Origin of the sequence: Streptomyces silvae (assembly GCF_016745505.1) — a bacterium.
GTDB lineage: Bacteria > Actinomycetota > Actinomycetes > Streptomycetales > Streptomycetaceae > Streptomyces > Streptomyces silvae.
Map to the genome: position 1 here is coordinate 13,613 of NZ_JAERUC010000113.1, position 23,362 is coordinate 36,974.

The following is a 23,362-nucleotide window of genomic DNA, read 5'->3' on the forward strand; positions in this document are numbered from 1 at the left end:
AGGTCAGCGCCTTCCCAGAAGCAGCCGGGCCTCGCCGACCGTGATCACGGATCCGGTCACCAGGACTCCGGCGCCCGCGTATTCGGCCTCTTCCTCGGCGAGGGTGATCGCCGCCTCCAGCGCGTCGTCCAGACGCGGCTCGACCTGGACGCGCTCGTTGCCGAAGACCTCGACGGCGACCGCGGCCAGGGCGTCCGCGTCCATGGAGCGCGGGCTGGAGTTCTGGGTGACGACGATCTCGGCGAAGATCGGCTCGAACGCTTCGAGGAGGCCCCGCACGTCCTTGCCGTCGCTCGCGCCGACGACCCCGATGAGCCGGGAGAAGCTGAACGCCTCGGAGACACCCTCGGCGGCGGCGAGGGCGCCGGCCGGGTTGTGCGCCGCGTCCAGCACGACGGTGGGGCTGGACCGTACGACCTCCAGACGGCCCGGCGAGAGCACCGAGAGGAAGGCCTTGCGGACCGCTTCGACGTCGAGGCTGCGGGCCTGCTCCGCGCCGATGCCGAAGAACGCCTCGACGGCGGCGAGCGCCACCGCCGCGTTGTGCGCCTGGTGCGCCCCGTAGAGCGGCAGGAAGATGTTGTCGTACTCGCCGCCGAGGCCCCGCAGGGTCAGCAGCTGGCCGCCGACCGCGATCTCGCGGGAGACGACGCCGAACTCCATACCCTCGCGGGCGACCGTGGCGTCCACCTCGACGGCCTTCTTGAGCATGACCTGGGCGGCGTCGACCGGCTGCTGGGCCAGGATCACCGTGGCGTCCTGCTTGATGACGCCGGCCTTCTCCCCCGCGATCTCCGCGGGGGTGGAGCCGAGGCGGTCGGTGTGGTCCAGCGAGATGGGGGTGACGACGGCGACCGAGGCGTCGATGACGTTCGTCGCGTCCCAGGTGCCGCCCATGCCGACCTCGACGACCGCGACGTCGACCGGCGCGTCGGCGAAGGCCGCGTACGCCATGCCCGTCAGCACCTCGAAGAAGGAGAGGCGGTAGGGCTGCTGGGCGTCGACCATCTCGACGTACGGCTTGATGTCGTTGTACGTCTCGATGAAGCGCTCGGCTTCGATCGGGGCGCCGTCCAGGCTGATCCGCTCGGTGATCGACTGGACGTGCGGGGAGGTGTAGCGGCCGGTGCGCAGCTCGAAGGCTCCCAGCAGGGCCTCGATCATGCGGGCCGTGCTCGTCTTGCCGTTGGTCCCGGTGATGTGGATCGAGGGGTAGGCGCGCTGGGGCTCGCCCAGCACGTCCATCAGGGCCGCGATACGGGTCACCGAGGGTTCGAGCTTGGTCTCGCCCCAGCGTCCGGCGAGCTCCTGCTCCACCTCGCGCAGCGCCCGGTCGGTCTCGGGGTCGGAGGGGCGGTCGGGGACCGCCTCGCCCTGGGGCGGACCCGACTGGGTGCGCAGCGTCCGGCTCCCGGCCTCGATCACCGCCAGGTCGGGGTCGCGCTGGGTCTCTTCGTCGACGATCTCCGCGAAGGTGTCGTCGGGGTCGGACGCGTCGTGCCGGTCTGAAGGGCGGGGCTCACTCACAGGGCCAGTCTACGGATGGCCACGGACATCGCGCGCAGCGCCCGCTGCCGCGCTCCCTCCGGGGCACGGCGAAGCCCCCGCACTCCCGGTCGGTCGGGGGCGCGGGGGCTCCGTGATCAGAGGATCAGCCCTGCGGCAGGTTCGCCAGCTGGGCGGTGATCCGCTCGATGTCGGACTCGGCCTTGGCGAGCCGGCCACGGATCTTGTCGACCACGTTGTCCGGGGCCTTGGCCAGGAAGGCCTCGTTGCCGAGCTTGCCGGTGGCCTGGGCCTTCTCCTTCTCGGCGGCGCCCAGGTCCTTGGTGAGACGCTTGCGCTCGGCCTCGACGTCGATGGTGCCGGACAGGTCGAGGGCGACCCTGGCTCCGGCGACCGGCAGCGTCGCCGTGGCGTGGAAGCCCTCGCCGGCGGGCTGCAGACGCAGCAGCTGGCGGATGGCCGCCTCGTGCGGGGCGAGCGCCGTCCCGGTGACGGTCAGCTCGGCCGGGACCTTCTGGCCGGGCTGGAGCCCCTGGTCGGAGCGGAAGCGGCGGACCTCGGTGACGACCTGCTGGACGAGCTCGATCTCCTTCTCGGCCGACTCGTCGCGGAAGCCACTGTCCTTCGGCCAGTCGGCGACGACGACGGACTCCTGGCCGGTGAGGGTCGTCCAGAGCGCCTCGGTCACGAACGGGACGATCGGGTGCAGCAGCCGGAGCGTGACGTCCAGGACCTCGCCGAGGACCCGGGCCGACACCTTGGCCTGCTCGCCGCCCGCGAAGAAGGTCGTCTTGGAGAGCTCGACGTACCAGTCGAAGACCTCGTCCCACGCGAAGTGGTAGAGGGCGTCGCTGAGCTTGGCGAACTGGAAGTCCTCGTAGAACGCGTCGGCGTCGGCGACCGTCTTGTTCAGCCGGGACAGGATCCACCGGTCGGTGGCCGAGAGCTGCTCGACGGGCGGGAGTTCACCCTCCACCGTCGCGCCGTTCATCATCGCGAAGCGGGTGGCGTTCCAGATCTTGTTGGCGAAGTTGCGGGAGGCCTGGACCCAGTCCTCGCCGATCGGGACGTCGGTGCCGGGGTTGGCGCCCCTGGCGAGGGTGAAGCGGACGGCGTCGGAGCCGTACGTGTCCATCCAGTCCAGCGGGTCGACGACGTTGCCGAAGGACTTCGACATCTTCTTGCCGCGCTCGTCACGGACCAGGCCGGTGAGCGCGATCGTCCTGAACGGCGCCTCGCCGTCCATGACGTACAGGCCGAACATCATCATCCGGGCGACCCAGAAGAAGATGATGTCGTGGCCGGTGACCAGGACGTCGGTCGGATAGAACTTCTTGAGGTCCGGGGTCTCCTCGGGCCATCCGAGCGTGGAGAACGGCCACAGACCGGACGAGAACCAGGTGTCCAGGACGTCGGAGTCCTGCGTCCAGCCCTCGCCCGTGGGCGGCTGCTCGTCGGGGCCGACGCAGACGACCTCGCCCTCGGGGCCGTACCAGACGGGGATGCGGTGGCCCCACCAGAGCTGGCGCGAGATGCACCAGTCGTTGAGGTTGTCGACCCAGTCGAAGTACCGCTTCTCCATCTCCTTGGGTTGGATGTCGACCCGGCCGTCGCGGACCGCGTCACCGGCGGCCTTCGCGAGGGTCTCGACCTTGACCCACCACTGGAGCGACAGCCTGGGCTCGACCGTCGTGCGGCAGCGGGAGCAGTGGCCGACGGAGTGGACGTACGGACGCTTCTCCGCGACGATCCGGCCCTGGCCGCGCAGCGCGCCGACGATGGCCGAGCGGGCCTCGAAGCGGTCGAGGCCCTCGAACGGGCCGGCGACGGTGATGACGCCCCGCTCGTCCATGACGGTCATCGACTCCAGGCCGTGCCGCTGGCCGATCGCGAAGTCGTTCGGGTCGTGGGCGGGGGTCACCTTGACCGCGCCGGTGCCGAACTCCGGGTCGACGTGGTGGTCGGCGACGACCGGGATCGTACGGTCGGTGAGCGGCAGCTTGATCCGCTTGCCGATGAGGTGCGCGTACCGCGCGTCGTCCGGGTGGACGGCGACGGCCGTGTCACCCAGCATCGTCTCGGCGCGGGTGGTGGCGACGACCAGCGTGTCCTCGCCCTCGCCGTACTGGATGGAGACCAGTTCGCCGTCGTCGTCCTGGTAGTCGACCTCGATGTCGGAGATCGCCGTGAGACAGCGCGGGCACCAGTTGATGATGCGCTCGGCGCGGTAGATCAGGCCGTCGTCGTACATCTTCTTGAAGACGGTCTGGACGGCGGCGGAGAGGCCCTCGTCCATGGTGAAGCGCTCACGGGACCAGTCGACGCCGTCGCCGAGGCGGCGCATCTGGCCGAGGATCTTGCCGCCGTACTCTTCCTTCCACTGCCAGACGCGCTCGACGAACTCCTCGCGCCCCAGGTCGTGGCGGGACTTGCCCTCCTCGCCGAGCTGCTGCTCGACTTTGTTCTGGGTGGCGATGCCGGCGTGGTCCATGCCGGGCAGCCACAGCGCCTCGAACCCCTGCATCCGCTTACGGCGGGTCAGGGCGTCCATGAGCGTGTGCTGGAAGGCATGGCCCAGGTGGAGGGAGCCGGTGACGTTGGGCGGCGGGATGACGATCGTGTACGGGGGCTTCTCGCTCTCCGGGTCCGCCGTGAAGTAACCGCGCTCTACCCAGCGCTCGTACAGCTTCCCCTCTACATCGGCCGGCGCGTACTGGGTCGGCAGTTCGGGGGTGCTGGCTGGCTGCTGCGCTGCGTTCTCGGTCACGGCACACAGTTTAGGGGCGTCACAGTCGTGCACTGAAACCGGTTTGTTCAGTAACGGTGTACGCCCGGATGCCCTATGTGAGCGCCGCTTCCGTCAGGATGTTCGGAACGCATAAGCATTCTGGAGGGGACAGCGCAATGAGCTACAACCAGCCGGGCCCGTACGGCGGGCAGCCGCCGCAGGGCCAGCCCGGACCGTACGGCCAGCAGCCGGGCCCGTACGGGCAGCAGCCCGGCCCGTACGGCGGCCCCCCGCCGCAGGGTCCTCCGCAGGGCCAGCCCGGCTACGGCTACCCGCAGCAGGCCCCCCAGGGCGTCCCGCCGCAGCAGCAGCCCCCGCAGGGCTACGGCTACCCGCAGGGCCAGCAGCCGGGCCCGTACGGCCAGCAGCCCCCCACCCCGCCGTACGGCGGCCAGCAGGCCTACCCGGGCATGCCCCCGCAGCCGGGCGGCGCCCCGAAGAAGAAGACGGGCCTGATCATCGGCGCGGCCGTGGTGGCGCTGGCGGTCGTGGCGGGCGGGGTGTACTTCCTGACGTCGGGCGGCGGCAACGGCGATGTCGCGGACTCGACCAAGGGGTACAAGCTCACGCCGGCCGCCTCGGTGGACGACTACAAGAAGGACGCCACGAAGACGTCCTCGGACACGCTGACGAGCAAGGAGAAGACCGAAGCCGCGGCCCTGGGCATCAAGGGCCCCCACAAGGCCGAGGCCCAGTACGCGAGTGGCGAGCTCGAGAAGAACCCGCTCACGACCAAGATGCTGATGCTCTTCGGTTACTGGGGCGACGTCTCCGACCCCGCGAAGGCCCTCGACGGCATGTTCGCGCAGGCCAAGATGGGAATGGCTGCGAGCGACGATGCCAAGACCTCCCTGGTGGGCAACCCCAAGGAGGTCACGCCCGCCGGCTTCGAGGGCGCGCTGATGAAGTGCCAGGACATGAAGGTCGTCAACGACGAGGCCGACGGCTCCGTGGCGAACGGCCCCAAGGAAATGTTGATGCCCGTCTGCATCTGGTCCGACTACAGCACCGTCGGCGCGGTCATCGGCGTCGACATCGGCGCGGCCATGACCAACAAGTCCATGTCGCAGGACGAGGTGGCTGCTCTGACCGCCAAGCTCTACAACACCTCCCGTACCAAGGTCTGATCCCGCACAGCGCGAAGGGGCGCCCGGCCGGTGGCCGGGCGCCCCTTCGGCGTCTGTGGTGCGCTGCCGCTACGCGGACTTCTCGTGGCGGCCGCCGTCGTTCTTGCCGATCGTGCGCGGCTCGCGCGGGACCAGCGTCGGGTTGACGTTGTTGCGCACGACGTCCGGGGTGATGACCACGCGGGCCACGTCCTTGCGGGACGGGACGTCGTACATCACGGACTGGAGGACTTCCTCCATGATGGCGCGCAGACCGCGCGCGCCCGTCTGGCGGAGGATCGCCTGGTCGGCGATGGCTTCCAGCGCCTCGCGCTCGAAGTCCAGCTCCACACCGTCGAGTTCGAACAGCCTTTGGTACTGCTTCACCAGCGCGTTACGCGGCTCGACCAGGATCTGGAGCAGCGCCTCGCGGTCCAGGTTGTGGACCGAGGTCAGCACGGGGAGGCGGCCGATGAACTCGGGGATCATCCCGAACTTCACCAGGTCCTCCGGCATGACCTCCTGGAACTGGTCGCTCGCCTGGATCTCCAGCTTGGAGCGGATCGTGGCCCCGAAGCCGATGCCCTTCGCGCCGGCCCGCGACTCGATGATCTTCTCCAGGCCCGAGAAGGCGCCGCCCACGATGAACAGCACGTTCGTCGTGTCGATCTGGATGAACTCCTGGTGCGGGTGCTTCCGCCCGCCCTGCGGCGGCACGGAGGCGGTGGTGCCCTCCAGGATCTTCAGCAGGGCCTGCTGGACACCCTCGCCGGAGACGTCGCGCGTGATCGACGGGTTCTCGCTCTTGCGGGCGACCTTGTCGATCTCGTCGATGTAGATGATGCCGGTCTCGGCCTTCTTGACGTCGTAGTCAGCGGCCTGGATCAGCTTCAGCAGGATGTTCTCGACGTCCTCGCCTACGTAGCCGGCCTCCGTCAGCGCCGTCGCGTCCGCGATGGCGAACGGGACGTTGAGCATGCGGGCCAGCGTCTGCGCGAGGAGCGTCTTGCCGGAGCCCGTGGGGCCCAGCAGCAGGATGTTGGACTTGGCGAGCTCGATCGCGTCGTCGCGATTCGCGCCGCCGCCGTTCTCCCCGGCCTGGACCCGCTTGTAGTGGTTGTACACAGCGACCGAGAGGGCCTTCTTCGCGGGCTCCTGCCCGACGACGTACCCCTCGAGGAACTCGTAGATCTCGCGCGGCTTGGGGAGCTCCTCCCACCGCACCTCGGAGGTCTCGGCGAGCTCCTCCTCGATGATCTCGTTGCAGAGATCGATGCACTCGTCGCAGATGTACACACCGGGTCCCGCGATGAGCTTCTTCACCTGCTTCTGGCTCTTTCCGCAGAACGAGCACTTGAGCAGGTCGCCGCCATCACCGATGCGTGCCACGAGGTGCTTCCCCTTCGCCTGGGAGCAGCCTGGTTCAGCGGCTCCTGGTGCCTCTATCCGACGGTACCTTGCCTGGCCCCCCGTTCGGGCCCCCCTTGGCACGGTTCACACGGCCGGGGCCGTGCGGGTGGAATGTGCCAAGGGGAAAGACCGACGTCAGACGGATGCGCCTGCGGTGGTCTTACGGGTGGACACGATCTGGTCCACCAGACCGTACGCGAGTGCGTCGTCCGCCGTAAGGATCTTGTCGCGCTCGATGTCCTCGCTGATCTTCTCCAGCGGGGTGGTGGAGTGCTTCGCCAGCATCTCCTCGAGCTGGGTGCGCATCCGCAGGATCTCGTTGGCCGCGATCTCCAGGTCGGAGAGCTGCTCACGGCCGGTCTGCGAGGACGGCTGGTGGATCAGCACACGGGCGTGCGGGAGCGCCATGCGCTTGCCCGGGGTGCCCGCGGCCAGCAGGACGGCGGCGGCGGAGGCCGCCTGGCCCATGCAGACCGTCTGGATGTCCGGCTTCACGAACTGCATCGTGTCGTAGATCGCGGTGAGCGCGGTGAACGAGCCGCCGGGGCTGTTGATGTAGATCGAGATGTCACGGTCCGGGTCCATCGACTCCAGGCACAGCAGCTGCGCCATGACGTCGTTGGCCGAGGCGTCGTCGATCTGGACGCCGAGGAAGATCACGCGCTCCTCGAAGAGCTTCGCGTACGGGTCGTACTCACGCACACCCTGCGAGGTGCGCTCCACGAAGCGCGGGACGACGTAGCGGTTGTCCACCTGCGGGCCGGTGTAGAGACCGCTCGCGGAGGCGCCGGAGAAGTTGTTCATGTGGGTGTTCACCATCCTGGTGGCGTTCATGTGGGCTGGAGGTCTCGGCGTACGAGAGGGTGCGGGGTGGTGCACGCCCGGATCAGGCGCCGGTGCCGCCGCCGCCCGGGATGCCCGACGCGAACGTGATGATCTCGTCGATGAGGCCGTAGTCCTTGGCCTCCTCGGCGGTGTACCAGCGGTCGCGGTCGCCGTCGCGGATGATCGTCTCCACGGTCTGGCCGGAGTGGTGGGCGGTGATCTCCGCCATGCGCGTCTTCGTGCGGAGCAGGTACTCGGCCTGGATCTTGATGTCCGAGGCGGTACCGCCGATGCCGGCCGAACCCTGGTGCATGAGGATGTCGGTGTTCGGGAGCGCGAAGCGCTTGCCCGCCGAGCCACCGGTGAGCAGGAACTGGCCCATGGAGGCCGCCATGCCCATACCGATGGTGACCACGTCGTTCGGGATGTACTGCATGGTGTCGTAGACCGCCATGCCTGCCGTCACCGAGCCGCCGGGGCTGTTGATGTAGAGGTAGATGTCCTTGTCGGGGTCTGCGGCAAGGAGCAGGAGCTGTGCGGTGATCTTGTTGGCGATGTCATCGTCGACCTGCTGACCGAGGAAGATGATGCGCTCGCCGAGCAGTCGGCTGTAGACCTGGTCACCGAGGCCTCCACCGAGGGACGGCTCTCCGGCGGCGTAGGGCATCAGATTCGTCACGTATCCACCTGCTCGTCTCTGACGGCTCCGGCCGTCTCAGCGTCTTCGTACCGGGTGGGCCGGGACTACCCGACCCTTCCTCTTCATGGACCCTAACGCGCAGGTGGGACAACGCCATCCCGCTTCCCCAACTGTTCGCTGGGAGCGCAAGGTGAGCAGTCCCCGCAAGGGTTCCCGGGCGCGCTCCCGGGAGGCGGGACGATACGACGACGGGCCCCGGACTGATGTCGTCCGGGGCCCGTCGTGCGGATCAGATCAGATCAACGAGCGGAGCGGGGCTCAGGCCTCGTTCTTCTCGTCCTTCTTCTCGTCGGCCGCCTCGGCGCCCTCGGCGGCCTCGGTGGCCTCCTCGGTGCCTTCCGCGGCCTCGTCCTCGTCCTCGAGCTCGACGATCTCACCGTTGGTGTCGACGACCTTGGCGGCCTCGACGACGACGGCGAGCGCCTTGCCGCGGGCGACCTCGCCGACGAGCATCGGCACCTGGCCGCCTTCGACGACGGCCTGGGCGAACTGGTCGGGGCTCATGCCGGAGGACTGCGCGCGCCGCATGAGGTGCTCGGTGAGCTCCTCCTGGTTGACGTTCAGCTTCTCCTTGTTGACGAGCTCGTCAAGGATGAACTGGGTCTTGATGCCCTTGATCGCCTGCTCGGAGGTCTCGTTCTCGAACTCCTCCAGGGTCTTGCCCTGGATCTCGAGGTACTTCTCCAGGTCGAGACCCATCTGGCCGAGCTGGTGGTGCTCCAGGTTGTGCTTGCGGGTCTGGACCTCGTCCGCGAGAAGCTTCTCGGGGATCGGGACCTCGGCCAGCTTCAGCAGCTCCTCGAGGACACGCTCCTGGGCCTGGGTGGCCTGGTCGTACTGCTTGGTGTTCTCGAGGCGCTTGCGGCTGTCCTCGCGCAGCTCGGCGAGCGTGTCGAACTCGCTCGCCATCTGCGCGAAGTCGTCGTCCAGCTCGGGCAGTTCGCGCGAGGCGACGGCGGTGACCTTGACGGTGACCTCCGCTTCCTTGCCCTCGGCGGAGCCGCCCTTCAGCTCGGAGGTGAAGGTGGCCTCGCCACCGGCCTCCAGGCCGGTCACGGCCTCGTCGATGCCTTCGAGGAGCTCGCCGGAACCGATGGTGTACGAGACACCCGCGGCCACGCCGTCCTCGAGGACCTCTCCGTCGACCTTGGCCTCCAGGTCGATGGTCACGACGTCGCCCTCGGCGGCGGCGCGCTCGACCGGGTTGGTCGATGCGAAGCGCTCACGGAGCTGCTCCACGGCCTTGTCGACGTCCTCGTCGGTGACTTCGAGTGCGTCCACGGTGACCTCGATGCCGGAGTAGTCCGGGATCTCGATCTCGGGACGGACATCCACCTCGGCGGTGAAGGCCAGCAGTTCGCCATCCTTGAGCTCGGTGATGTCAACCTCGGGCTGGCCCAGAACGTTGAGCTCACCCTCGTTGACAGCCTCGGTGTAGAACTTCGGAAGGGCGTCGTTGACGGCCTCCTCCAGCACAGCACCACGGCCGAACCGCTGGTCGATGACGCGGTTGGGGATCTTGCCCTTACGGAAGCCCTTCACCGTGACCTGCTGGTTGATCTTCTTGTACGCCGCGTCGAGGCTGTCCTTGAGCTCCTCGAAGGGCACCTCGATGCTGAGCCGAACCCGAGTCGGGTTCAGGGTCTCCACGGCGCTCTTCACGGTTCGGTCTCCTTGGTGGCTGACTTCTTGGGGTTCTGCTGGGCCGCCGAGAGGCGGCTTCGCGGATCGAGCCCGGTACATCAGACACACGGGCACGCAATTTGCATAGTAACGGCAAGGGGGAGGACTCCCACAATGCGATCTTGCTGGTGGTCGGGGTGGCCGGATTCGAACCGACGACCTTCCGCTCCCAAAGCGGACGCGCTACCAAGCTGCGCCACACCCCGTCGGTGCGACACGTAGGGTACATGCAGAAGCGCGGTGCGTCGGCCGGTTCTCACAGGCAGTCACCGGGGCGGTCGCGGGGACACCCGGATACGGGTGTGCGCGCACCTTCCCCGACCCGCTACGATGCTTCCCGTACCGCGGTCCACCGGACCTGCGATGCGGTGCTTGCGGGCGTAGCTCAATGGTAGAGCCCTAGTCTTCCAAACTAGCTACGCGGGTTCGATTCCCGTCGCCCGCTCCAACGGCCCAGGGCCGGGTGGAGGATTCTTCCTCCACCCGGCCCTGAGTGCGTCTGCCCGACGGAGACATCTCATGCGGAGACATCTCATGGCCGGGCGCTACCCGGAAGGCAGCGCGTCCCTGATCGCCTTCGCGGAGGAGGCCGGGTCGTAGCCTTCGGGGACACCCTCGACCAGGATGATGTCGCCCTCGATGTGCCGTGAGCGCAGCGGTGCGATCTCCTGGTACCCGGGCGAGTCCCACCAGGCCCGCGCCTCGGCGATGCCGGGGAAGCCGAGCACGACGACGGCCCCGGGCCAGCTGCCCTCCTTCACCTCGTGCGGCGCGAAGTGCACGAGGAAGCTGCCGCCGTACGCCTCGAAGGTGGCGGGGAGCCGTTCGACGTACTCGGCGATCTCCGGGTGCGGGGCGGCGTCCTGCAGGTGGGCTATCGCGTAGGCGGGCATCAGGTGTCCTTCCGGTCGGCGGGGCTCCGTGATCCGGAGCCTGCCACGACCGGGCCTTCGACTCGATTACCCGGCAGGTAAGGCGCCTCCGCCGGCGAGGTACGGCGGATGGCTCCTCGGCCCGGCCATGCCTGATGCACCCGGTCGGCTCCGGTCCGCCGGGCCGGGCACCGCCACGCGGCCTCAGAAGCTGATCTGGTTGATCGTGTCGGCTATCGAGTTCATGAATCTGTTGATCGACGGCGCCATGCCGGTCGAGGCGAGGAAGAAGCCGAAGAGCACGGCGACGACCGCCGGGCCGCCCTTGATGGATCCGCCGCGGATCAGCACCACCAGGACGATCCCCAGCAGAAGCACCACAGACAGTGAAATGGCCACGACTGATCACACCCTTGGTCGGTCCGCCTTGCCGGCCCGGTGGCGTGCGGCCGGCACACCTCCGTCGTGTCCATCGTGCCACCAACTCCCCTGTGGCTGCTGCCGGGTGATGGAGAGAGATGACCGGATCGCGCCATCCTCGCGCCCGCGTGCTCCCGCGCACGCCCTCGCGTGCTCCCCTCACGCTCCGGCGCACACGACGGGCGCTCACGAAGCGCCGGGCGGGCGGTTGCGGGGCGCCGGGCGGGCGGCCGCCGCGTGCGGGGCGGGAGGTTCGCCGGGCGCGGGACAGCCGGTCGCGAAAAACTGTGAAGCCGCTGTGCGCAGGGAAGTTCGAATATCGGCCGGTGTGATCGTTTCCATATCCCCACACTTCATTCACAGCGATTTGCCAGCAGTTCGTGCGACGAAATTCACTCTCGTCAACAACCCGCCGATATGCACCATTTAAGCCGGATGAATCCGTACGTAACTGGCGCTTGTCAGTGGTTTCGTTTTTGAATGACCGGGAACACGCGATATCTCTTGAGGGTTTTACGCATACCGATCGACCGGTCTAAGGTGCATGAGATGTCCAAAGCTCCGAGCGAAATTCAGAGGGCCCCGATCACCCCGGAGAGCCGGGAGTCGGAGCCGAGACACGAGCAGACCGTGACGATCGCGGAGGCCCCCTCCCCCACCGCCAGGACCGCTCCGGCCCGCGCCACGGAGCCCGCACCGGCCAAGCGTCGTGACGCGTACTTCGACAATGTGAAGTACCTCGCGATCGTGCTGGTCGCCGTGGCCCACGCGTGGGAGCCGGTGATGGACGGCAGTCGCACGACGCGGGCGCTGTACATGATCGTGTACACGTTCCACATGCCGGCGTTCATCCTCGTATCGGGCTATTTCTCACGGTCGTTCGACATGAGCGCGCCCAAGGTGAAGCGTCTCGTCACCGGGGTCGTGGTGCCCTATGTGATCTTCGAGACCGCCTACTCGCTCTTCAGGCGGTACGCCGGTGGCGTGGAGGACACGTCCATCACCCTGCTCGACCCGCTCTTCCTCACGTGGTTCCTGATCGCGCTGTTCATCTGGCGGGTCACCACACCGCTGTGGCAGTCGCTGCGCCACCCGCTTCCGGTCGCCCTCGGGATCGCGATGCTCGCCTCGGTGACGCCGGAGATCGGCGACGACCTGGACCTGCAGCGCGTCTGCCAGCTCCTGCCGTTCTTCGTGCTCGGCCTGCTGATGAAGCCGGAGCACTTCCAGCTGGTCCGGCGCCGCGAGGTGCGGCTGCTCTCCCTGCCGCTGGTCGCCGGCGCCCTGGTCTTCGCGTACTGGGCGGCGCCGCGCATGCAGCTCGGCTGGTTCTACCGGAGCAACAGCGCCCAGGAGATGGACTTCCAGTGGTGGGCGGGGCCCGTGATGACCCTGGCGATGTTCGGGTGCGCGCTGCTCCTCACGGTCGCGTTCCTCGCCTGGGTCCCGCGCCGTCACATGTGGTTCACCGTGCTGGGCGCCGGGACGATCTGCGGCTACCTGCTGCACGGCTTCCTGGTGAAGGGCGCCGGCTACTACGGGCTGTTCGACCGGTACGAGTGGCTCTCGGGCCCCCTGGGGCTCGTCGTCGTCTCCCTCGTCGCGGCCCTCGTCGTGACGCTGTTCTGCACCCCGCCGGTCCGGCGCGTCCTGCGCTTCGCGACCGAGCCGGACATGGACTGGGCGTTCCGCCGCAGTCCTGCCAAGCGCTGAGCCTGTCCGGATCGGCCCCTCCCGCCGGGGGCCGGTCCCGCCGGCGTCTCAGCCGGCCGCGGGGTTGGCTTGATCCCGCTGTTCGGCGGGCCTGACACCCCCGTCGAGCCCCAACAGCCCCCGTACCTGCGCATATTTCTCGGTCAGCCGGGTACGGGTCGCCGGCTCCAGCACCGCGAGCCGGTCCGGGTCCGCGTTGTGCGCCAGATCCGACTCCTTGATCAGCAGCGCCCCGGGCGTGGCGAGAATCCGCCCGGTGTACGCGAAGAGGTCCTCGCCGTCCCGCTTGGTGACGGCGAGGACCATTTCCTTTACCCGTCCGGGAAGCGCGGCCTCGTCCAGCCACTGCCGGGACAGTGCCCCGTCCTCCACCGCGTCGTGCAGCCAGGCGGCGGCGATCTGCTCCTCGCTGCCGCCCCGCACCCGTACCCCCTCGGCCACCGCGGCCAGATGCTCGGCGTACGGGCGCCCCGCCTTGTCGGTCTGCCGGCGATGGGCCTCGCGGGCGATCGCCTCCACCTGGGACAGCGTCAGATACGGGTTCGGCATGGGCCGACTGTACGCCGGGCTCCGCCGTCTTTCGGAGGGTTCGGGAGGGCACCTTGAATCGTTCGGTAAACTAATTACTGACGATTCCTTGACGCACTCTTGACCCAAAGAAGGAGACGGGCTCATCGGACACGCAGACACGCTCATCGCCATGGGGGGCGCGTTCCTCGCCGCCGCCATCCTTGCCCGCGTCGGCGGCCGGATCGGGCTGCCGACCATCCCCCTGTTCATCCTCGCCGGGATCCTCCTCGGCCCGCACACGCCCGGGGTCGTCCTCCTCGACGACCCGCACGACCTGGAGATGCTGTCCGCGCTCGGTCTGGTGCTGCTGCTCTTCTACCTGGGCCTGGAGTTCCACCTCGACGACCTCAAAGCGGGCGGCCGGAAGATGGTGCTCGCGGGCACCGTCTATCTGATCCTCAACGTCGGCGCAGGGCTCGGCTTCGGGTTCGTCCTGGGCTGGGGCAATGCCGAGGCGCTGGTCCTGGCCGGTGTGATCGGGATCTCGTCCTCGGCGATCGTGACGAAGATCCTGGTCGACCTGAAGCGGCTGAACAGCCCGGAGACCAAGCCGATCCTCGGCATCATCGTCGTCGACGACGTCTTCCTCGCCCTCTACCTGGCCGCTCTGCAACCGATCCTCTCCCACTCCGACGGACTCGGCGCCGCACTGCGGGACGGTGGCAAGGCGTTCGGCTTCCTGCTGCTGCTGGCTCTCGCGGCCCGTTTCGGCACCAAGCTCATCAGCAAGCTGATCGACACGCGGGACGACGAGCTGCTGGTCATCTCGTTCCTGGGGGCCGCGGTCTTCGTCGCCGGTGTCTCCGACTGGTTCGGGGTCGCCGACGCCATCGGGGCGTTCATGGTGGGGCTGATGCTCGGCAGCACGAGCTCGGGCGACCGCATCATGAAGCTGGTGCACCCCCTGCGGGACGCCTTCGGCGCCATCTTCTTCTTCGCGTTCGGGCTCTCCATCAACCCGGGGGACCTGCCGAGCGTGATGTGGCCGGTGCTGATGGCGGTCGCGCTGACGGTGGCGATGAACGTGCTCTCCGGCATGTTCTCCGCGCGGGTCTACGGGTTCGGCCCGCTGGAGGCGTCGAACATCTCCACCACACTGATGGCGCGCGGTGAGTTCGCGCTGATCCTCGCCACCATGGCGGCGGGGGCCGGACTGGACGAACGGCTCTCCCCGTTCATCGCCGGTTACGTGCTCGTCCTCGCGGTCCTCGCACCGCTGGCCGCCGGACGGTCGACCTGGCTGGCCCGGATCCTGCCCGGGGGCCGGGTGAAGGAGAAGGAGGAGGAGAAAGTGTCGGTACCGGCGTGACGGAGCCCGGATCGGGTGCGGGGGCGGCCGGCCCTCGTACCCGACACCGGGCACTCTCACGTTCGGGTGACACAGGGTCCACACCTTGACGCCTGTACCGTTTCAGCCGCTTTCGTGGGTTTCAGGCGCGGCGGGACAGCAGCAGGAGCGCGCGGTCGTCGTTGACGTCCTTCGCGCAGGCCTCGATCAGGTGCCAGGCCGCCCCCTCGAAGCCGGTCGAGACATAGCGGTCGGCCTCGCCGGTCAGCCGGTCGATGCCCTCGGCGATGTCCCGGTCCGAGGCCTCCACCAGGCCGTCCGTGAAGAGCATCAGGACGTCCCCGGGCGCCAGCGAGCCCTTCACCGCGTCGAACTCCGCACCGTCGTACACCCCGAGCAGCGGGCCCTCCGCGGCCATCTCCTCCCACCGGCCGCTGCCCGCGTGCAGTTGGAGGGCGGGGGGATGACCGGCCGACAGGAGTTCGTAGTCGCCGGAGTCCAGGTCCAGGACGAGATGGATGGAGGTGGCGAAGCCCTCGTCCCAGTCCTGGCGCAGCAGATAGCCGTTGGCGGCGGGCAGGAAGCCGTGCGGGGGCAGGGAGCCGAGGAGGCCGCCGAAGGCTCCGGACAGCAGCAGGGCGCGGGAACCCGCGTCCATGCCCTTGCCGGAGACGTCGGTGAGCACGACCTCCAGGGTGCGCCCGCCGTTGGTACGGGCGGCGACGACGAAGTCGCCGGAGAAGGACTGGCCGCCCGCCGGGCGGAGCGCCATCTCGCGGTGCCAGCCCTCGGGCAGCCGGGGCAGGGCGCTCTGGACCCGGATCCGCTCGCGCAGGTCGAAGAGCATCGTGCCGCCGCGCCGCCACGGCACCCCGACCCTGGCCCGGAACTGGGCGAGTACGAGCCCGAAGAAGCCGCAGGCGGCGACGACGAGGACGGTGCCCGGGGTGACCCGGGCGGGGCCCTCCGCGTAGGGGCCGAGGGCGATGGACTCCACGATCAGGGCCGTGGCCGCGGTCGCGTAGAGACTCAGCAGACTGGCCGGCCGCAGCAGCAGACCGCCCGCCACGATCGGCAGGGCCAGGGCGGTCGGGGAGCACCAGACCGGGTTCAGCAGCGTGGTGCAGGTGATGACCGGAATGATGATCAGCAGGCCGGCCAGGGCTATCCAGTCGGAGCCGTCACCCCGGAAGTAGTCGACCCCGGACCTGCGCAGCGCGATGCGCGCCCGGTGCAGTGATCTTCGCCACCGGGCGGTGTAGGTGTCTGCTCCTCTGCGACGGGCCATTGCCCGGACCTTATCCACCCGACGGCCTCCGGTGCAGGGGGACCCGGTGACAATGTGTTCGAAACGGGTTCGCCCGAACGGCTTTGCCCTGGTAAGCAGGGCTCATGAACACGGAACTACGGGCGTTGTCGGCCTCGGAATGGGATGCCTGGTTCGGCTGTGTGGAGTTGGCGTTCGGCGGCGTCCCGTTCTCCCCGGAGAGCCGTGAGATGTACGCCTCGCTGGCCGAGCCGCGGCGTGCGATCGGCCACTGGGACGGCGCGGAGTGCGTGGGGACGGCCGGGGCGTACAGCTTCCGGGTGACCGTGCCCGGCGGTGCGGCGGTGCCGGCCGCGGGCGTCACGATGGTGAGCGTCTCCTCGACGCACCGCAGGCAGGGGCTGCTGACGTCGATGATGCGACGCCAGCTGGACGACGTCCGCGCGTGGGGCGAGCCGCTCGCGATGCTGATGGCGTCGGAGCCGGGCATCTACGGCCGGTTCGGCTACGGCGCGGCCACGGTGGAGACCAAGCTGCGGATCGACACCACCAAGGCCGGCCTCGCGCTGCCTCCCGGCACGGACGGGGTGCGGGTGCGCCGGTCGGCCCCCGCGCAGGCGCTCGCCGCCTGCGAGGCGGTGTACGCACGGCTGGCGACGGACCGGCCCGGCACCCCGCTGCGCCGTCCGGGCTGGGAGCAGCTGCCCGTGAACGATCCGGAGAGTGCCCGTGGCGGCGGCTCCCCGTTGCAGTGCGTCCTCGCGGAGCGGGACGGCGAGGTGACGGGCTACGTCACCTTCCATGTGCGTCCCGCCTGGGAGGAGGCCGGCCCCCGGGGCACGGTGGCGGTGCGTGACCTGGCGGCGCTGGACCCCGCGTCGTACGCGGCGCTGTGGCGCCATCTGTTCGGGATCGACCTGACCACGGCGGTCGAGTGCGCCAACCGGCCGCCGGACGACGCCGTGCTCCGGCTGGTCACCGACGTCCGGCGCTGCGAGGTGCGGGTGCGGGACGGGCTGTACGTCCGGCTGGTCGACGTGGCCGCCGCGCTGGAGGCCCGCGGCTACCGGACCCCGGTCGACGTGGTGCTGGAGGTGGAGGACGCCTTCTGCCCGTGGAACGAGGGGCGTTGGCGGCTGACCGCCGGTGCGGACGGCGCGGTCACCTGCCGCAGGACCGCCGATGAGCCCGAACTGGCGCTCTCCGCGGCCGATCTGGGCGCCGCCTACCTGGGCGGTGTCTCACTGACGATGCTGGCCGGTGCCGGGAAGGTGCGGGAGCTGCGGGAGGGCGCGCTGGCCCCGGCCGCACTGGCCTTCTCTTCGGACGTACAGCCGTGGTGCCCGCACGGTTTCTGAGGGCGGGCGGTCCGCGGCGTCCCTACCGGCCCGCCGCGGACGGCTGGCAGGCCGGGCACCAGAAGAGGTTGCGGGCCGCCAGGTCCGCCGTACGGATCTCGGTGCCGCAGATGTGGCAGCCCTGCCTGGCACGGCGGTAGACGTACACCTCGCCGCCGTGGTCGTCGACGCGCGGCGGCCGGCCCATGGCCTCCGGCAGGTGTTCGGGGCGGACCGTGTCGATGCGGTTGTTTCGCACGCCCTCGCGCATCAGGGCGCCGAGGTCGGCCCAGACCGCGTCCCACTCGGCCCGGTCCAGGTCCTTGCCCTGGCGGTACGGGTCGATGCCGTGCCGGAAGAGGACCTCGGCGCGGTAGACGTTGCCGACGCCCGCGACGACCTTCTGGTCCATCAGCAGGGCGGCGACCGTGACGCGGCTGCGGGAGATCCGCTGCCAGGCCCGCTCCCCGTCCTCGTCGGCGCGCAGCGGGTCCGGGCCGAGCCGGTCGTGTATCGCGCGCTTCTCGGGGTCCGTGATCAGGGCGCACGTGGTGGGGCCGCGCAGATCGGCGTGGTGGGCGTCGTTGAGCAGCCGCAGCCGGACCGTGTCGGTGGGCGGCGGAGCCGGAGCCGTGCCGAAGCCGAGCTTGCCGAAGAGGCCGAGGTGGATGTGGATCCAGACGGCTCCCTCGAAGCCGAGGAAGAGGTGCTTGCCGTGCGCGTCGACGCCGGTGAGGGTCCGGCCGTCGAGCAGTGCGGCGCTCTCGGAGAACTTGCCCTGGGGGCTGCTCACCCGCGCCGGACGGCCCGCGAACCGTTCGTGGTGGTCGGCGGCGAGGCGGTGGATCGTATGCCCCTCGGGCACGGCGTGTCTCCTGGGAACGCGCTTGTGCCGCCGGGCGCGGGGTCCCGGCGGCACAAGGGAGGCGGGTGCGGGCGGTCAGAACACGCCCTTAGCCCTGCTGCGGGTGGTGGGCCGGGATCGGGGGGAGCTCGCCGGTGGTCTCGTACGCGGTGAGCATGTCGATGCGGCGGGTGTGGCGCTCCTCGCCGGAGTACGGGGTGGCGAGGAAGATCTCCACGAACTTGGTGGACTCCTCGACCGTGTGCATCCGGCCGCCGATGGCCACCACGTTGGCGTCGTTGTGCTCGCGGCCGAGCGCGGCGGTCTGCTCGCTCCAGGCGAGCGCGGCGCGGACGCCCTTGACCTTGTTCGCGGCGATCTGCTCGCCGTTGCCGGAACCGCCGATGACGATGCCGAGGCTGTCCTTGTCCGCGGCCGTCCGCTCGGCGGCACGGAGGCAGAACGGCGGGTAGTCGTCCTGGGCGTCGTAGATGTGGGGACCGCAGTCGACGGCCTCGTGGCCGTGGGCGGTGAGCCACTCGACGAGGTGGTTCTTCAGTTCGAAGCCGGCATGGTCGGAGCCGAGGTACACGCGCATGGAGCGAAGTGTGGCACGGACCGGGCGGGGTAATCGTCAGCGGGGTCGGGACCCACCGGGCTTTCCCGCCCTCCGGTGCAGGCCCGGTCCTGTGTGCAAGGCCACACGGGCAACGATCGGGTCAAGGAACCGGATCAGGGGGTTCCGATTCCGGTGTCGGGCGGGCTTGAATGCGTGGCCTTGCCTTCGCACCACCCCCGCAGAGGCAGCACCACCGACACACGTGATCAGAAAACGTAAGGATTCGATCCATGACGTCGCAGACGACTCTGGCCGGACCGGGCCAACAGCCCGGCGAGCCGGGTAAGCCGGATTCTCCGGACGGGCTCCAGGCCGGTCTCAAGAACCGTCATCTCTCGATGATCGCCATCGGCGGCGTGATCGGAGCGGGCCTCTTCGTCGGCTCCGGCGCCGGCATCGCCGCCGCGGGACCGGCCATCCTCCTGTCGTACGCGCTCGTCGGCCTGATGGTCGTCTTCGTCATGCGGATGCTCGGCGAGATGGCCGTGGCCCGGCCGAGCTCCGGCTCCTTCTCCGCCTACGCCGACCAGGCGCTGGGCCGCTGGGCCGGCTTCTCCATCGGCTGGCTGTACTGGTTCTTCTGGGTCGTGGTGCTCGCCGTCGAGGCCACGGCGGGTGCCAAGATCCTGGAGAGCTGGGTCCCCGGCGTGCCGCAGTGGGCCTGGGCCCTGATCGTCATGGTGGTGCTGACGGCGACCAACCTGGTCTCCGTCGGCTCGTACGGCGAGTTCGAGTTCTGGTTCGCCGGGATCAAGGTCGTGGCGATCGGCGCGTTCGTCGTCGTCGGGCTGCTCGCCGTCTTCGGCGTCCTGCCCGGCTCGGACCACGCGGGGTCGGGGCTCGCCCACCTCACGGACGCCGGCGGGTTCTTCCCCGAGGGGCCCGGGGCCATCCTCACCGGTGTGCTGATGGTCGTCTTCTCCTTCATGGGCAGTGAGATCGTGACGCTGGCGGCCGGTGAGTCCGAGAACCCGCAGCGGGCCGTCTCGAAGGCCACCAACAGTGTGATCTGGCGTATCGCGATCTTCTACCTGGGCTCGATCTTCGTGGTCCTCACCCTGCTGCCGTGGAACGACCCCTCGATCGTCGAGGACGGTTCGTACGTCGCCGCGCTGAACGCCATCGGCATCCCGCACGCCGGCCAGGTCATGGACGTCATCGTGCTGACGGCCGTGCTGTCCTGTCTCAACTCCGGCCTCTACACGGCCTCCCGCATGGCCTTCTCGCTGGGGCAGCGGGGGGACGCGCCCAAGGCGTTCGCCCGGGTGAACAAGCGGGGCGTGCCGCAGGCGGCGATCCTCTCGTCGGTCGTGTTCGGCTTCGTCGCGGTGTTCTTCAACTACCAGTGGCCCGACACGGTCTTCGCGTTCCTGCTGAACTCCTCCGGCGCGGTGGCCCTGTTCGTGTGGCTGGTGATCTGCTTCACCCAGCTGCGGATGCGCGGCATCATCCTGCGCGAGGCGCCCGAGAAGCTCGTCGTACGGATGTGGCTCTTCCCGTACCTGACCTGGGCGACGATCGCGATGATCTCCTTCGTCCTGGTCTACATGCTGACCGACGACTCCGGACGCGAGCAGGTGCTGCTGTCGCTGCTGGTCGCGGCGCTGGTGGTGGCCGTCTCGCTGGTGCGCGAGGTCCGCAGCCGGAAGGCGAAGGCGCCGGTCGAGTGATCGCTGCGCATACCTGACGGCGGATGTCAGGTATACCCGGAAGGCTCTCCCTCGCCCCGCGAACCCCGCGAGCGAACGGAGAGCCTTTCCCATGAGCACCACCCCCGCGATCGACAGTTTCCAGACCGGCTTCGCCCTCCGCCCCGACCTCCTGGTGGAGGCGTCGGACCCCGCCGGCGTACGGGCCGCGGTGCGTGACGCCGCCGCGCGCGGCCTGTCCGTCGCCGTCCACGCGACCGGGCACGGACTGCCGGGCCCGGTCGAGGGCGGGGTGCTGATCAGCACCCGCCGGATGGACGGCGTCGAGATCGACCCGGAGCGCCGCACCGCGCGGATCGGGGCCGGCACCACCTGGGAGGCGGTCGTCGCCGCGGCCGCCCCGCACGGGCTCGCCCCGCTGAACGGCTCCTCCCCCGGCGTGGGCGCCGTCTCGTACACGCTGGGCGGCGGGCTGGGCATCCTGGCCCGGGAGTTCGGTTACGCCGCCGACCACGTCCGCTCGCTCGACGTGGTGACCGCCGACGGGGTGCTGCGCCATGTCACCCCGGACGAGGAGCCCGACCTCTTCTGGGGGCTGCGGGGCGGCGGACACCGGCTGGGGGTCGTGACGGGGCTGGAGATCGGCCTGGTGGCCGTGGACCGGCTGTACGGCGGCGCGCTGGCCTTCGACGGGGACGCGGCCCCGGAGGTGCTGCGGCGCTATCTGGAGTGGACGCGGACGGTGCCGGACACCTGCACGTCCTCCCCGTCGGCGATGCGCTACCCCGACCTGCCGCAGGTGCCGGAGGCGCTGCGCGGGCGGTACGTGGTCTCGGTGCGCGTCGCGTACACGGGGACGGCCGCGGAGGGCGAGGCCCTGGTGGCGCCGCTGCGCGCGATCGGGCCGGCGTTCTCGGACTCGCTGCGGGAGATGCCGTACACCGAGAGCCACACCATCCACAGCGACCCGCCGTTCCCGCACGCCTACTACGGCCAGGGCCTGATGCTGAGCGGTCTGGACGCCGAGGCCGCCGCACGGGTGCTGGAGCTGACCGGGCCGGAGGCCCCGATGATGACGGTCGTCCAGCTCAACCACCTCGGCGGCGCCCTCGCCGTGCCGCCCGCCCACGACAGCGCGGTGCCCCACCGGGACGCGGGCTTCCTGCTGCGGCTGCTGTCACCGCTGGACGGGACGGACGTGGCGGCGGTACGGGCGCTGTACGCGCGGGTGGCGGAGGAGACGGCGCCGTACGCCCTGGGCCGGGCGCTGAACTTCTCCTTCGGCGGCGGGGACCGCACCGACGGGTTCCACGGCGCCGGAACGCGCGAGAGGCTCGCCGGTCTGGTGTCGCGCTACGACCCGGCGAGCCTCTTCGGTGGTGCCTACGGCGTCAGCCGCGACGCCCGATGAGCTTCCAGGAGGCGGGCAGCGCACCCATGGCCAGCGCGGCCTTGAGGGCGTCGCCGATCAGGAACGGCACCAGGCCGGCGGCGATCGCGGCGCTCATCGACATGCCGGTGGAGAGCGCCAGGTACGGCACGCCGACCGCGTAGATGATCAGGGAACCGACCGCCATCGTGCCCGCGGTGCGCAGGACCGACCGGTCACCGCCGCGGCGGGCCAGGCCGCCGACGACCGTGGCGGCGAGCAGCATGCCGAGGACGTAGCCGAACGACGCGCCGCCGGGGCCGGAGGAGCCCTCGGAGAACCACGGCATGCCGGCCATGCCGACGAGCGCGTACAGGGCGAGGGAGAGGAAGCCGCGGCGGGCGCCGAGCGCGGTGCCGATGAGCAGCGCGGCGAAGGTCTGGCCGGTGACGGGGACCGGGGAGCCGGGCACGGGCACGGCGATCTGGGCCGCGATGCCGGTGAGGGCGGCGCCGCCGACGACCAGCGCCGTGTCCACGGCGTAGCGGTGCCGGGCTGCGGGCAGCAGGTCGGCGAGGACCGCTCCGGAGCGGACGGGGGCGGCAGCAGTACTCATCGGGACTCCGCGGGTGAGGTCGGCAGGCAGGGACGGACCGGAGTGTCCGGCCCTGTTCGCCGGAGACCCCCGTGGTGACGTTAGCCGACGGCATATCCCCCGATCACCATCAGCCGCCCACAAAGCGGTGGTTGGAGGCTTAGTCGGGTTCACACAAAGAGCGTCGCGCAATCACTCGACGGCGTGACGCTGGTCACGAAGGTGGGGGTGTACCCCGTCCTCGATTCGGGAAGGGGCGCCGCCGCGTGAGACTGTAGGTTCCCCATAAATGATCCGAGAGTGATCCGCAGCTCATGCACGACGCGCCCCCCACGCACTCCCCCGTACGCTCCGAGCCCCTGGCCCACGGCCTGAAGCAGCGCCATCTGACGATGCTCGGTCTGGGCGGGGTGATCGGCGCCGGTCTCTTCGTGGGGTCGGGCGCCGGGATCGCGGTCGCCGGACCCGCCGTCGTCGTCTCGTACCTGATCGCGGGGGCGCTCGCGATGCTGGTGATGCGGATGCTCGGCGAGATGTCGGCGGCGATGCCCGCGTCGGGTTCCTTCTCCGTCCACGCGGAGCGCGCGCTGGGCCGCTGGGCCGGTTTCAGCGTGGGCTGGCTCTACTGGTTCATGCTGGTGGTGGTGCTCGCCGTGGAGGCGACGGCCGCCGCGCAGATCGCCCACGCCTGGGTGCCCGCGGTGGACCAGTGGCTCTGGGTGCTGCTGTTCATGGTGGTGTTCACCGTGGCCAACCTGACGGCCGTGAAGAACTTCGGCGAGTTCGAGTTCTGGTTCGCCG

20 protein-coding genes and 2 tRNA genes are annotated in these 23,362 nt (G+C 69.8%); 8 read left to right on the forward strand and 14 right to left on the reverse strand.

Features of this window, described 5'->3' with window-relative positions:
* Positions 1–3: 3 nt before the first annotated feature.
* On the reverse strand, positions 4–1,527 hold the full coding sequence (gene folC / locus JKV81_RS17660; protein ID WP_099172563.1) for a bifunctional tetrahydrofolate synthase/dihydrofolate synthase: 1,524 nt from the start codon (positions 1,525–1,527) through the stop codon (positions 4–6).
* A 124-nt stretch (positions 1,528–1,651) separates the two neighbouring features.
* Positions 1,652–4,273, reverse strand: a complete 2,622-nt coding sequence (locus tag JKV81_RS17665) for a valine--tRNA ligase (protein WP_202076726.1) — start codon at positions 4,271–4,273, stop codon at positions 1,652–1,654.
* 137 nt (positions 4,274–4,410) lie between these two features.
* On the opposite strand from JKV81_RS17665, the gene JKV81_RS17670 reads away from it, so the two are divergent.
* Positions 4,411–5,421: a hypothetical protein gene (locus tag JKV81_RS17670; RefSeq protein WP_129262941.1), complete on the forward strand. Its 1,011-nt coding sequence runs from the start codon at positions 4,411–4,413 to the stop codon at positions 5,419–5,421.
* Between the two features lie 69 nt (positions 5,422–5,490).
* Here the strand turns inward: JKV81_RS17670 and clpX are convergent, their stop codons facing one another.
* The 5 genes from clpX to JKV81_RS17695 form a co-directional block, all read right to left on the reverse strand.
* The gene (clpX, locus tag JKV81_RS17675) at positions 5,491–6,789 is read right to left on the reverse strand and encodes an ATP-dependent Clp protease ATP-binding subunit ClpX (protein ID WP_099172566.1); all 1,299 of its coding nucleotides are present in this window, start codon (positions 6,787–6,789) and stop codon (positions 5,491–5,493) included.
* A gap of 156 nt (positions 6,790–6,945) precedes the next feature.
* On the reverse strand, positions 6,946–7,629 hold the full coding sequence (locus JKV81_RS17680) for an ATP-dependent Clp protease proteolytic subunit (RefSeq protein WP_031091966.1): 684 nt from the start codon (positions 7,627–7,629) through the stop codon (positions 6,946–6,948).
* 67 nt (positions 7,630–7,696) lie between these two features.
* Entirely contained in the window at positions 7,697–8,302 is a 606-nt protein-coding gene (locus tag JKV81_RS17685) for an ATP-dependent Clp protease proteolytic subunit (RefSeq protein WP_099172994.1), read from the reverse strand.
* A 291-nt stretch (positions 8,303–8,593) separates the two neighbouring features.
* On the reverse strand, positions 8,594–9,997 hold the full coding sequence (gene tig, locus JKV81_RS17690; protein WP_129262943.1) for a trigger factor: 1,404 nt from the start codon (positions 9,995–9,997) through the stop codon (positions 8,594–8,596).
* A 150-nt stretch (positions 9,998–10,147) separates the two neighbouring features.
* A tRNA-Pro gene (locus tag JKV81_RS17695) sits at positions 10,148–10,224 on the reverse strand.
* Between the two features lie 168 nt (positions 10,225–10,392).
* Between JKV81_RS17695 and JKV81_RS17700 the strand changes: the two genes are divergently transcribed.
* Positions 10,393–10,466 (forward strand) — tRNA-Gly (locus JKV81_RS17700).
* A 97-nt stretch (positions 10,467–10,563) separates the two neighbouring features.
* Here JKV81_RS17700 and JKV81_RS17705 read toward each other — a convergent pair.
* A complete protein-coding gene (locus JKV81_RS17705) occupies positions 10,564–10,911 on the reverse strand; it encodes a DUF1330 domain-containing protein (RefSeq protein WP_129262945.1) in 348 nt (115 codons plus the stop codon).
* 183 nt (positions 10,912–11,094) lie between these two features.
* Positions 11,095–11,289 (reverse strand): hypothetical protein, encoded by a 195-nt coding sequence (locus JKV81_RS17710; RefSeq protein ID WP_073746901.1) that lies wholly within the window; start codon positions 11,287–11,289, stop codon positions 11,095–11,097.
* Positions 11,290–11,859: 570 nt separating this feature from the next.
* Here JKV81_RS17710 and JKV81_RS17715 point away from each other — a divergent pair.
* Positions 11,860–13,023, forward strand: coding sequence for an acyltransferase family protein (locus JKV81_RS17715; protein WP_164992677.1), 1,164 nt, complete (start codon positions 11,860–11,862; stop codon positions 13,021–13,023).
* 48 nt (positions 13,024–13,071) lie between these two features.
* On the opposite strand, the gene JKV81_RS17720 is transcribed toward JKV81_RS17715, so the two are convergent.
* Positions 13,072–13,572, reverse strand: coding sequence for an HD domain-containing protein (locus JKV81_RS17720; protein ID WP_129262947.1), 501 nt, complete (start codon positions 13,570–13,572; stop codon positions 13,072–13,074).
* 151 nt (positions 13,573–13,723) lie between these two features.
* Between JKV81_RS17720 and JKV81_RS17725 the strand changes: the two genes are divergently transcribed.
* Positions 13,724–14,902, forward strand: a complete 1,179-nt coding sequence (locus JKV81_RS17725) for a cation:proton antiporter (RefSeq protein WP_124276491.1) — start codon at positions 13,724–13,726, stop codon at positions 14,900–14,902.
* Between the two features lie 121 nt (positions 14,903–15,023).
* On the opposite strand, the gene JKV81_RS17730 is transcribed toward JKV81_RS17725, so the two are convergent.
* Complete coding sequence (locus JKV81_RS17730) at positions 15,024–16,169, reverse strand: PP2C family protein-serine/threonine phosphatase (protein WP_099172571.1); 1,146 nt, start codon at positions 16,167–16,169, stop codon at positions 15,024–15,026.
* A gap of 104 nt (positions 16,170–16,273) precedes the next feature.
* Here JKV81_RS17730 and JKV81_RS17735 point away from each other — a divergent pair, with 104 nt between their 5' ends.
* Positions 16,274–17,506 carry a GNAT family N-acetyltransferase gene (locus JKV81_RS17735; RefSeq protein ID WP_202076727.1) on the forward strand — a complete coding sequence of 411 codons (1,233 nt, stop codon included), beginning with the start codon at positions 16,274–16,276 and terminating at the stop codon, positions 17,504–17,506.
* A 22-nt stretch (positions 17,507–17,528) separates the two neighbouring features.
* On the opposite strand, the gene JKV81_RS17740 is transcribed toward JKV81_RS17735, so the two are convergent.
* Together JKV81_RS17740 and JKV81_RS17745 are read right to left on the reverse strand one after the other, a co-directional pair.
* Positions 17,529–18,350 carry an Fpg/Nei family DNA glycosylase gene (locus JKV81_RS17740; protein WP_129262952.1) on the reverse strand — a complete coding sequence of 274 codons (822 nt, stop codon included), beginning with the start codon at positions 18,348–18,350 and terminating at the stop codon, positions 17,529–17,531.
* Between the two features lie 88 nt (positions 18,351–18,438).
* Positions 18,439–18,927 carry a ribose-5-phosphate isomerase gene (locus tag JKV81_RS17745; protein ID WP_124276487.1) on the reverse strand — a complete coding sequence of 163 codons (489 nt, stop codon included), beginning with the start codon at positions 18,925–18,927 and terminating at the stop codon, positions 18,439–18,441.
* A 251-nt stretch (positions 18,928–19,178) separates the two neighbouring features.
* Here JKV81_RS17745 and JKV81_RS17750 point away from each other — a divergent pair, with 251 nt between their 5' ends.
* Entirely contained in the window at positions 19,179–20,618 is a 1,440-nt protein-coding gene (locus JKV81_RS17750) for an amino acid permease (RefSeq protein WP_129262954.1), read from the forward strand.
* Between the two features lie 91 nt (positions 20,619–20,709).
* Entirely contained in the window at positions 20,710–22,008 is a 1,299-nt protein-coding gene (locus JKV81_RS17755) for an FAD-binding oxidoreductase (RefSeq protein WP_202076729.1), read from the forward strand.
* Here the strand turns inward: JKV81_RS17755 and JKV81_RS17760 are convergent.
* The gene (locus tag JKV81_RS17760) at positions 21,989–22,582 is read right to left on the reverse strand and encodes a biotin transporter BioY (RefSeq protein ID WP_099172577.1); all 594 of its coding nucleotides are present in this window, start codon (positions 22,580–22,582) and stop codon (positions 21,989–21,991) included. The genes JKV81_RS17755 and JKV81_RS17760 overlap by 20 nt on opposite strands.
* Positions 22,583–22,875: 293 nt before the next feature.
* Here JKV81_RS17760 and JKV81_RS17765 point away from each other — a divergent pair.
* Positions 22,876–23,362, forward strand: a 487-nt coding sequence (locus tag JKV81_RS17765; RefSeq protein WP_202076731.1) for an amino acid permease, incomplete at its 3' end; no start/stop codon positions are given.